Source organism: Dactylosporangium sp. NPDC049140, from assembly GCF_040648435.1.
Map to the genome: position 1 here is coordinate 1 of NZ_JBEZDS010000135.1, position 3,529 is coordinate 3,529.

A 3,529-nucleotide genomic window follows, 5' to 3' on the forward strand; every position below is an offset into this window, starting at 1 on the left:
TTCCCATTCGGCGTCAACGGCAGCACATCCAGCGCCACAAACACCGCCGGAACCATGTACTCAGGCAGCCGCGAACCCAGGAACGCCCGCAACTCCTCAACCGGCGGCACAGAAGGCACCACAAACGCCACCAACCGATCCAGCTCATCCGCAACCACCACAGCAGCATCAACCGAAGGATGCCGGGTCAGCGCAAACTCCACCTCACCCGGCTCAATCCGATACCCACGAACCTTCACCTGCACATCGGCCCGCCCAAGGAACTCCAACGCATCCCCAACACGACGCACCCGATCCCCGGTCCGATACCACCGCGACCCACCCTCCGCCGCAACAAACCGCGATGCGGTCAACTCCGGCCGACCCACATAACCCCGGGCGACACCCACACCACCGACGAACAACTCACCCACCGCACCCAACGGCACCGGCCGCAGCACGGCATCCAACACCTGCAACTCAACCCCAGGCAACGGCCCACCAATCGGCGCCGGCCCCACCCCATCACCGAACAACTCACAGAACGTCGAATCGACCGTCGCCTCCGTCACCCCATACGCCGTCAACACCCGCACACCAAGCACCCGCTCAGCCCGCACCACCGACTCCAACCGCCACACATCAGTGGTCACCACCACCAAACGCAGATCCGGCAACTCGAAACCAGTCCGCTCGATATACGAGACCAGCTCATCCACATACCGCGGCGCCGACTCGAACGCCTCCACCCGCTCCGCAACCAACAGCGAAGCCCACGACACCACATCCAACTGCGCACCGGGCTCACCCAGCACCAACGTGCCCCCAGCCGCAAGCGCACGGACCACATCACCCGTGAACACATCAAAACTGGCACTGGCCAACGTCAACCACGACAGACCTTCACTGAAATGAGTCGCCGACCAGCCACCAAGCACACCCAACAGCGCACTGTGCGGCACCACCGTGCCTTTCGGCACACCCGTCGACCCAGACGTGTAAATAACACAGGCCGCCTGTGCCGAACGCACAGCCGCCGTGAACGGATCCCCATACTCAACCGCCGACACCACAACCGACACACCCGCATCCGCAACCATGAACTCCAGCCGCTCCACCGGATACGACGGGTCCAACGCCAGATACGCCGCCCCCGCCTTCCACACACCCAGCATCGCCACAACCAAGTCCACACCCCGCGGCAGCTGCAGACCCACCACCGACTCCGCACCAACACCCCGTGCAGCAAGCCAACCCGCGAACCGTGCCGCCCGCGCATCCAACTCCGCAAACGTCAACGACACATCACCAGCCCGCACCGCCACCGCCGCCGGCGTCGACACCGCGAATCCGGCCACCAGCTCGTGCACCCCGGCAACCGGCGGCAGGCCGAGCTCAGCACCACGCCAGGACTCGACCACCGGTAGCATCGCCAGCTCAGACAGCCGCGCCCCAGGCACCAGCGCCGACAGCAGCGACGTAAAGTGCCCGATCAACCGGCGGATTGTCGAAACGTCGAACAACTCCGTGCTGTACTGCACGCCGCCGACCAGCCCAGTGGGCGTCTCACCGACGATGACGGTGAGGTCGTACAGTGCCGGCGCCTCGGAAACGTCTTCGTTGACCACCCCGGGCCCGTCGACGCGCGCGTAGTTGAACAGCACCTGGAACAGCGGCGACCGGGAGCGGTCCCGGTCGGTGACCAGCTCGTCGACCAGCCGCTCGAACGGCACGTCCTGGTGCGCGTACCCGGAAAGCGTCTCGGTGCGCACACGCTCGAGCAGCTCGCCGAACGTCGGGTCACCGGAAAGGTCCGTCCGCAGTACCAGCGTGTTGATGAAGAACCCGATCAGCCCTTCGATCTCGGCCCGGTTCCGGTTCGCGATCGGCGTGCCGACGACGACGTCATCCTGACCGGCGTACCGCGACAACAGCACATTGAACGCCGCGAACACGGTCATGAACATCGAAGCCCCGGCCTCACGGGACACGGCCCGCAGCCGATCGGCGACCTCGGCCGGCACCGCGAAGTCGATGACCGCCCCGGCGCTCGAACGAACCGGCGGCCGTGGCCGGTCGGTCGGCAGCTCCAGCACCTTCGCGCCGCCGAGACGCCCGCGCCAGTACGCCACCTGCCGCTCGAGAACCTCCCCGGTGAGCCACGTGCGTTGCCACACCGCAAAGTCCGCGTACTGCACGGCCAACGGCTCCAGCTCGGCGCCGGCGTACAACGCATCGAGCTCCCGGCGCAGAATCCCGGCCGACCACTCGTCACCGACGATGTGATGCATCGCCAGAGCAAGCACGTGCTCATCCGGCGCGAGCCGCAGCAGCGTAGCCCGGAACAGCGGCCCGGCCGCCAGGTCGAACGGCACAACCGCATCGGCGGCAAGCCACTCCTCGACACCACCGGCGGATAGATCCACCAGAGGCAGCTCGAAGTCCACCGGCGCGTCCACCACCTGCATGGGCACCCCGTCCGGACCGGCCACCAGCCGCGTCCGCAGCACCTCATGCCGCGCCACCAGCCCGCCCAGCGCCGCCGCGACCGCCGCCGGATCGACCTCGCCTCGGAGCCGAATCCGAGTCGGCATGTTGTACTCGACCGAGCCCGGCTCCAGCTGATCGAGGAACCACAACCGCTGTTGTGCGAACGACAACGGCAGCCGCTGCTCCCGCGAGACCGGCACAATCGCCGGCGCGCCTGGCCCCCGCACAGCCCCCTCAACAACCGCACTCAGCCCGGCAACGGTAGGCGAATCAAACACAGCGGCGACTGGTACCTCAACCCCGAACACACTCCGCACCCGCGACACGACCTGCGTAGCCAGCAGCGAATGCCCACCGAGCGCAAAGAAGTCATCGGACGCCCCGACCCGCTCAACGCCGAGCAACTCACCCCACACCCCGGCCAGCACCTCCTGCACGGGCCCGACCGGCGCCACATACGCGCCCCCGACCGGCAACTGCACCCCGTCCAGCGCCTGCCGATCAACCTTCCCGTTCCGGTTCAACGGCAACGACGCCAGCTCAACGAAGACCGACGGCACCATGTACTCCGGCACCCGGGCCCCAACAAACCCGCGCAACTCCTCCACGACCAGCGCCGCAGACCCGGCCGGCACGACATACGCCACGAGCCGCCCATCGTCGGCAACCACCACGACGTCCCGAACCCCGTCGTGGCCACGCAGCACGGCCTCAACCTCACCGGGCTCGACCCGGAACCCGCGCACCTTCACCTGATCATCAGCACGGCCGACGAACTCCAGCACCCCATCGGCCCGCCACCGTGCAACATCCCCGGACCGGTACAGCCGCGACCCGTCAGGCCCGGCGACGAACCGTTCGGCGGTCAACTCGGGACGACCGACGTACCCCCGCGCCAGACCAACACCACCGATATAGATCTCTCCCGGCACACCAACCGGGACCGCACGAAGACTGTGGTCGAACACATACACCTGCACATTGCCCAGCGGCGCCCCGATCGGCGGCTCCACCTCCACCCCGGCATCCACCAGCCCGGCAGTCGCCATCACCGTCGCCT

The 3,529-nt window shown here is 67.4% G+C and carries 1 protein-coding gene; it reads right to left on the minus strand.

Annotated elements, in window-relative coordinates; genetic code table 11:
- The coding region (locus AB0B76_RS58790; RefSeq protein ID WP_360395127.1) for a condensation domain-containing protein at positions 1–3,529 on the minus strand (3,529 nt) is incomplete at both ends.